Below are 7,443 nucleotides of genomic sequence, written 5' to 3' on the forward strand. Positions count from 1 at the left end.
CCTCGGGCATGTACTGGTGCGTGTTTAGAGAAGCGCTACAGGCTTAATACGATGAGCGAAATAGCTGAGCAGAGTGAGGCAAGCAATGACTGAACACGTTCAAGTCGGTGGCCTTCAGGTCGCCAAGGTCCTGTACGACTTCGTCAACAACGAAGCCATTCCGGGGACCGGCATCGTCGCCGAGCAGTTCTGGGCCGGTGCAGAGAAGATCATCAACGACCTCGCTCCAAAGAACAAAAACCTGCTCGCCAAGCGCGACGAGTTGCAAGCCAAGATCGACGCCTGGCACCAGGCGCGCCAAGGCCAGGCCCACGACGCCGCAGCCTACAAAGCATTCCTCCAGGAAATCGGTTACCTGCTGCCACAAGCGGACGATTTCCAGGCCACCACGCAGAACGTGGACGAAGAAATCGCCCGCATGGCCGGCCCGCAGCTGGTGGTGCCGGTGATGAACGCCCGCTTCGCCCTGAACGCCGCCAACGCCCGCTGGGGCTCGCTGTATGACGCGCTGTATGGCACCGACGCCATCAGTGAAGAAGGCGGCGCCGAGAAAGGCCAGGGCTACAACAAAGTCCGCGGCGACAAGGTCATTGCCTTCGCCCGCGCCTTCCTCGACGAAGCCGCGCCACTGGCCGCTGGCTCCCACGTCGACTCCACCGCCTACCGCATCGAAGCCGGCAAGCTTGTGGTCGCGCTCAAGGGCGGCAGCAACAGCGGCCTGCGTGACGACGCGCAACTGATCGGCTTCCAGGGCGACGCCAAGGCGCCGACCGCCGTGCTGCTCAAGCACAACGGCCTGCACTTCGAAATCCAGGTCGATGCCAGCACCCCAGTCGGCAGCACCGACGCCGCTGGCGTCAAAGACATCCTGATGGAGTCGGCGCTGACCACCATCATGGACTGTGAAGACTCGGTCGCCGCGGTCGATGCCGACGACAAAGTCGTGGTCTACCGCAACTGGCTGGGCCTGATGAAGGGCGATCTGGCCGAAAGCGTGAGCAAGGGCGGCAAGACCTTCACTCGCACCATGAACCCAGACCGCGAATACGCCGCGCCTAACGGCGGCAGCGTAACCCTGCACGGTCGTTCGTTGCTGTTCGTGCGTAACGTTGGTCACCTGATGACCAACCCGGCGATCCTCGATGCCCAAGGCAACGAAATCCCGGAAGGTATCCAGGATGGCCTGTTCACCGGCCTGATCGCCCTGCACAACCTCAACGGCAACACCAGCCGCAAGAACAGCCGCACCGGCAGCCTGTACATCGTCAAGCCGAAAATGCACGGCCCTGAAGAAGTGGCGTTCGCCGCAGAAATCTTCAGCCGCGTCGAAGACGTGCTGAACATGCCGCGCAATACCATGAAGGTCGGCATCATGGACGAGGAACGCCGCACCACGGTCAACCTCAAGTCCTGCATCAAGGCTGCCGCCGAGCGCGTGGTGTTCATCAACACCGGCTTCCTCGACCGCACCGGCGATGAAATCCACACCTCGATGGAAGCCGGCGCCGTTGTGCGCAAAGGCGCCATGAAGAACGAGAAGTGGATCGGCGCCTACGAGAACAACAACGTCGACGTCGGCCTTGCCACTGGCCTGCAAGGCCGGGCGCAGATCGGCAAAGGCATGTGGGCCATGCCCGACCTGATGGCGGCAATGCTCGAACAGAAGATCGCCCACCCACTGGCCGGCGCCAACACCGCCTGGGTACCGTCGCCGACCGCCGCCGTGCTGCACGCGCTGCACTACCACAAAGTCGACGTGCAAGCGCGTCAGGCAGAGCTGGCCAAGCGCACCCCGGCTTCGGTGGACGACATCCTGACCATCCCGCTGGCGGCTGATACCAACTGGTCTGCCGAAGAGATCCGCAACGAGCTGGACAACAACGCCCAGGGCATCCTCGGCTACGTTGTGCGCTGGATCGACCACGGCGTGGGCTGCTCGAAGGTGCCGGACATCAACAACGTCGGCCTGATGGAAGACCGCGCCACCCTGCGTATTTCTGCCCAGTTGCTGGCCAACTGGCTGCGCCATGGCATTGTCAGCCAGGAGCAGGTGGTAGAAAGCCTCAAGCGCATGGCGGCGGTGGTCGACAAGCAGAACGCCAGCGATGCCCAGTACCGCCCAATGGCGCCGAACTTCGACGACAACGTCGCCTTCCAGGCGGCGGTGGAGTTGGTGGTCGAAGGCGCCCAGCAGCCGAACGGCTACACCGAGCCGGTACTGCACCGTCGTCGCCGCGAGTTCAAGGCGCGTAACGGGCTGTAAGCCGTAAAATCGCGGGGTAAGCCCGCTCCCACGCTACCGATGTAGGCCAGCCTATATCGGCCAGCGTGGGAGCAGGCTTGCCCCGCGATAGCGTCAAAACAAACACCCCCATCACTCGATCCGCAACTCCTTGCGCACAAGCTTCAGCAAGCGCCCCAAATCCACCGGCTTGAGCAGAACATCCACCACCGAAAGGTGCATAGCTTTCACGGCCTCGTTCACATCGGTGTCGCCGGACACGACGATGATCGACAGCGCTGCCCGATCCGCCCAACCACGAATCTCCTGGATCAACTCCAGCCCCCCCTTGGGCTCCATGCGCAGATCAGTAATCATCAGGCCGATACGTGGCTCTTTCTTGAGTCCCTCTATCGCCGCCTGCGCGCCATCAGCGATAACGCATTCGATCCCCTTGGTTTTCAAGTAAAGCGCCAACGCCTCACTGTTCAGCGGGTCGTCATCCACTACCAGCACCAACTGCGCTTCAGCCGGGGGTGCAGTCACCATGGCCAACGCCTCTTTCTCGGCGTCACTCAGGATCTCGTCATGCTCAGCCATGGTCATCTCGTCAAAAAAATCTCATGCCCCGGATAGGACCGCAAAACCGCCGCCATGCAGCCTGCCTTTCGTCGGATTCTTGACACGTATCAACGGCCCAATGCCCTCATAGACTTACGTCCAATGGGCACAACCTGGCCGCCAGCCGACCATGGGGACCGAGAACAACAAAGTCCGATATCACTATATATAGATAGAGATATATAGATCGGCATAGCGATGCGGTCAGTTCATGAGTAAAAAGGACGCCTACAGCCAGGCTGGCAGAACTGCGGTTCTGCAGAATATCCAAGGCACCCTGCAGTTCCTGCAGCGCTTCCCACCGTTCAACCAGATGGAACACAGCCATCTGGCCTACCTGGTGGAGCAGTGTCAGCTGCGCTTCCACGCCAGCGGCGAGAGCATCATCAAGCCCGCCGATGGCCCGGTCGAGCACTTCTACATCGTCAAGCAAGGGCGGGTGGTCGGCGAGCGCCAGCACGTCACCAAGCCTGGGGTGGAGACTACTTTCGAAATTACCAGCGGCGAGTGCTTCCCACTGGCTGCCCTGCTCGGTGAGCGGGCCACCCGCACTGAACACGTGGCCGGCGAAGACACCTTCTGCCTGCAACTGAACAAGGCCGCGTTCATCCGCCTGTTCTCGATGTCCGAAGCGTTTCGTGACTTCGCCCTGCGCGGGGTCAGCAGCCTGCTCGATCAGGTCAACCAGCAGGTGCGCCAGCGCGCGGTGGAAACCCTGGGCACCCAATACTCGCTGAACACGCCCCTGGGTGAGTTGGCCATGCGCCACCCTGTGGTCTGCACCGCCGACACGCCATTACGTGATGCCGTGCGACTGATGCACGACCAGCAAGTCGGTAGCATTGTCATCATCGACCCACAGCGCTTTCCGATCGGCATCTTCACCCTGCGCGACCTGCGCCAGGTGGTGGCCGATGCCAGCGCTGAGCTGAGCGCGCCGATCGCGCAGTACATGACCCCTGCGCCGTTCTACCTGGCGCCCGAGGCGAGCGCCTTCGATGCGGCCATGGCCATGACCGAGCGGCACATCGCCCACGTCTGCCTGGTGGACAACCAGCGCTTGTGTGGGGTGGTCTCCGAGCGCGACCTGTTCTCCCTGCAACGCGTCGACCTGGTGCATCTGGCACGGACGATCCGCCACGCGCCGCGCCTGGAAACGCTGGTATCTCTGCGCGGCGAAATCGGCCAACTGGTCGAACGCATGCTCGCCCATGGCGCCTCCTCGACCCAGATCACCCAAATCATCACCCTGCTCAACGACCACACCGTATGCCGGGTGATCGAACTGGCCCTGGCCGAGCGCGGCGATCCGGGGGTGGCGTTCAGCTGGCTGTGCTTTGGCAGCGAGGGCCGCCGCGAACAGACCCTGCACACCGACCAGGACAACGGCATCCTGTTCGAAGCTGCCGACAGCGCAGAAGCCGAGGCGATCCGCCAGAAGCTGCTGCCCCTGGCCCAGTACATCAATCAGTGCCTGGCGCAATGTGGCTTCAGCCTGTGCAAGGGCAACATCATGGCCGGCAACCCTGAGCTGTGCCTGTCGCGCAGTGAGTGGGCGCGCCGCTTCGCCGGCTTCGTAAGGGAGGCCAGCCCGGAGAATCTGCTGGGCTCGACCATCTACTTCGACCTGCGCGTGGTGTGGGGCGATGAACAGGCCTGCGAGCAATTGCGCCAGGGCATACTCGCCCAGGTTCAGGACAACCGCATCTTCCAGCGCATGATGGCCGATAACGCCCTGCGCCAACGCCCGCCCGTGGGCCGCCTGCGTGAGTTCGTCCTGACGCGCCAGGGCAACGACAAGGCTGCCACCCTCGACCTCAAGGTCCAGGGCCTGACGCCCTTCGTCGACGGCGCACGGCTGCTGGCCCTGGCCAATGGCATTGGCGCCTGCAACACCCTCGAGCGTCTGCGCCAGCTGGTGGCCAAGGGCATCATCGATGAACTCGATGGCGCAGCGTTCGAAGAGGCCTACCACTTCATCCAGCAGACCCGCATGCAGCAGCACCAGCGCCAGAGCCGAGATAACTTGCCCTACTCCAACCGGGTTGACCCCGACAGCCTCAATCACCTGGACCGACGCATCCTGCGCGAGTCGCTGCGCCAGGCTCAGCGTCTGCAAAGCAGCCTGGCCCTGCGGTATCAACTATGAGCCTGTTCGCCTGGTTACGCCCAGCCCTGCCGGCACTGGACGACGACCTGCGCCTGCGTTTGGCCAACCTGGCCAAACCCAGCGCCCTGAGTGTGCTGTCGCTGCGCGAACAGCGCTGGGTAGTGCTCGACCTGGAAACCAGTGGCCTGAACCTCAACCGCGACCAGGTGTTGTCGATCGGCGCTGTAGCCATCGAGGATGGCGCGATCGATTTCAGCCAGCAGTTCGAACGTACCCTGCACCGCCCTGCACAGAAGACCACCCCCAGCGTGCTGATCCATGGCCTGGGACCAGACGCCCTGGCCGCAGGCTGCGATCCGGCCGGGGCGCTGCTGGACTTGATGGAGTTCATCGGCGACAGCCCGGTGCTGGCCTTCCACGCCCCCTTCGACCAGCGCATGCTGGCCAGGGCGCTGAAAGACAGCCTCGGCTACCGCCTCCAGCATCCGTTCTTCGACGTCGCTGAGCTGGCGCCAATGCTCAACCCCGACACGGTGTTGCGCGAAGCCAGCCTGGACGACTGGGTGGCACGCTTCGGCTTGCAGGTCGATGAGCGCCACAACGCCAGCGCTGATGCCCAGGTCACCGCAGAACTCGCGCTGATCCTGCTCAGCCAGGCCCGCCGTCAGCAGCTCGACAGCCCCTTGCAGCTCAACCTGCGCCTGCAACAGTGGCGCCGGCGCAAGGCCCACAGTCACGGTTTGTAATGGCAATCCGATAAGCGTCGATTGCGCCACGCCCCCCGCCTCTGCAACAATCGCGAATAATTATCGTTAGTTAACGCATTGTTTCCGGGGAACGTTTCTTGTCGTCTGCGCAGAGCCCACACGCCGAGCTGGTCGGAGCGCTGTATCGCGATCATCGCAGCTGGCTGCTGGCCTGGCTGCAACGCAGCACCGCCTGCCGTCAACGCGCCGAAGACCTGAGCCAGGACACCTTCGTGCGCCTGCTCGGCCGCGATCAGCTAAGCACTCCGCGTGAGCCACGTGCATTTCTGGTGGCAGTGGCCAAGGGCCTGTTGTTCGACCACTTTCGCCGCGCCGCGTTGGAGCAGGCCTACCTGGCCGAGCTGTCGCTGATGCCCGAGGCCGAACACCCTTCCCCGGAAATCCAACACCTGATTCTTGAAGACCTCAAGGCCATCGACCGATTGCTCAGCAAGCTGTCGAGCAAGGCTCGCGCCGCGTTCCTGCACAACCGCCTCGATGGCATGGGCCATGCCGAGATTGCCGAGCGCCTGGGAGTTTCGGTCTCGCGGGTACGCCAGTACCTGGCCCAAGGCCTGCGCCAGTGCTACATCGCCCTGTATGGGGAGCCGACGTGAGCGCCGCACCGGTTTCGAACCAGGTGCTGGACGCCGCAATCGCTTGGAAGCTGTGCCTGGACGAAGGCAGCGGTTCGCCCGATGAGCGCAGCGAATTCATCCGCTGGCATGCCGCCAGCGAAGAGCACGCCCGCGCCTGGCGCCAGCTAGGCATGCTCGATCAGCGCGTCAGCGCCGCGGCTGGGCCTGCGCGTAAAGCCCTGCTGCAGTCACGGGTCAGCCTGCGCCGACGGGTTGGCAAGCTGGGCGGCGGCTTGGCAGGGATGCTGCTGGTCGGCGCGCTGCTGTTGCAAATCGGCGCACCGTCACTGTCGCCCGGCTACTGGCTGGCAGACCAGCGCACCGCTACCGGCGAACTGCGCACCCTGCGCCTGGAAGACGGCACCCTGCTGAGCCTCAATACCCACACCGCAGTGGATATCGATTTTGAGGGCGACGAACGGCTGATCGTCTTGCATCAGGGCGAGATTTCCGTAGAAACCGGCCATCAGGACCTGCGGCCACTGCTGGTGCGCACCGACGATGGTCGGCTGCGGCCCCTAGGCACGCGCTTTTTGGTCAAGCGTGAACAACACGGCACGCGCCTTGAGGTGTTGCAGTCGCAGGTGGCAGCGATGCCGTCGAACAGTGGCGATGAGCGCGTTTTGCGCGAAGGTCAGCAGGTGCTGATGAATGCCAATGGCCTGGGCCAGATCAGCCCAGTGGCCGCTGGGGCCGATGCCTGGACCCGCGGCATGCTGGTGGTGGACAACGTGCGCCTGGGCGACCTGGTCGCCGAGCTTGGCCGCTATCGCAGCGGGCACTTGGGCGTAGCCGATGAAGTGGCCAACCTGCGCGTGACCGGCAGCTTCCCCTTGACCGACATCGACCTGGCGCTGGCCTCGTTGCTGCCGGCGCTGCCGGTCAAGGTCGAGCGGCATACGCCCTGGTGGATGACGGTGGTTGCCAAGTAACGGTGGCACGCCCCGCAACGGATTTGCCTGGTAGTGGGCGACATGTGCGCGAGCTACGTGGGAGCGGGCTGCATGCACGAACTGCGTGAGCTGGCTGTGTGGGACTGGCTTAGTGGGACTGGCTTAGTGGGACTGGCTTAGTGGGACTGGCTTAGTGGGACTGGCTTAGTGGGAC

6 protein-coding genes are annotated in these 7,443 nt (G+C 63.5%); 5 read left to right on the forward strand and 1 reads right to left on the reverse strand.

Translation table 11 applies throughout. The annotated features are described in order from the left end of the window. Positions 1-85: 85 nt before the first annotated feature. Complete coding sequence (locus ACF8K2_RS04755) at positions 86-2,263, forward strand: malate synthase G (RefSeq protein WP_392463698.1); 2,178 nt, start codon at positions 86-88, stop codon at positions 2,261-2,263. Between the two features lie 111 nt (positions 2,264-2,374). On the opposite strand, the gene ACF8K2_RS04760 is transcribed toward ACF8K2_RS04755, so the two are convergent. Continuing rightward, complete coding sequence (locus tag ACF8K2_RS04760) at positions 2,375-2,821, reverse strand: response regulator (RefSeq protein ID WP_392463699.1); 447 nt, start codon at positions 2,819-2,821, stop codon at positions 2,375-2,377. Between the two features lie 232 nt (positions 2,822-3,053). Here ACF8K2_RS04760 and ACF8K2_RS04765 point away from each other — a divergent pair, with 232 nt between their 5' ends. The 4 genes from ACF8K2_RS04765 to ACF8K2_RS04780 all read left to right on the forward strand — a co-directional run bounded on the left by ACF8K2_RS04765 (position 3,054) and on the right by ACF8K2_RS04780 (position 7,268). Next, positions 3,054-4,991, forward strand: coding sequence for a putative nucleotidyltransferase substrate binding domain-containing protein (locus tag ACF8K2_RS04765; protein ID WP_392463701.1), 1,938 nt, complete (start codon positions 3,054-3,056; stop codon positions 4,989-4,991). Beyond that, complete coding sequence (locus tag ACF8K2_RS04770) at positions 4,988-5,698, forward strand: PolC-type DNA polymerase III (RefSeq protein WP_186552726.1); 711 nt, start codon at positions 4,988-4,990, stop codon at positions 5,696-5,698. The genes ACF8K2_RS04765 and ACF8K2_RS04770 overlap by 4 nt, the downstream gene beginning before the upstream one ends. Before the next feature lie 98 nt (positions 5,699-5,796). Further along, the gene (locus ACF8K2_RS04775; RefSeq protein WP_186552727.1) at positions 5,797-6,315 is read left to right on the forward strand and encodes an RNA polymerase sigma factor; all 519 of its coding nucleotides are present in this window, start codon (positions 5,797-5,799) and stop codon (positions 6,313-6,315) included. Continuing rightward, positions 6,312-7,268 (forward strand): FecR domain-containing protein, encoded by a 957-nt coding sequence (locus ACF8K2_RS04780; RefSeq protein WP_392463702.1) that lies wholly within the window; start codon positions 6,312-6,314, stop codon positions 7,266-7,268. The genes ACF8K2_RS04775 and ACF8K2_RS04780 overlap by 4 nt, the downstream gene beginning before the upstream one ends. Positions 7,269-7,443: the final 175 nt, after the last annotated feature.

The sequence above is a fragment of the Pseudomonas sp. xss_2 genome (assembly GCF_043104195.1).
Lineage (GTDB): Bacteria > Pseudomonadota > Gammaproteobacteria > Pseudomonadales > Pseudomonadaceae > Aquipseudomonas > Aquipseudomonas urmiensis.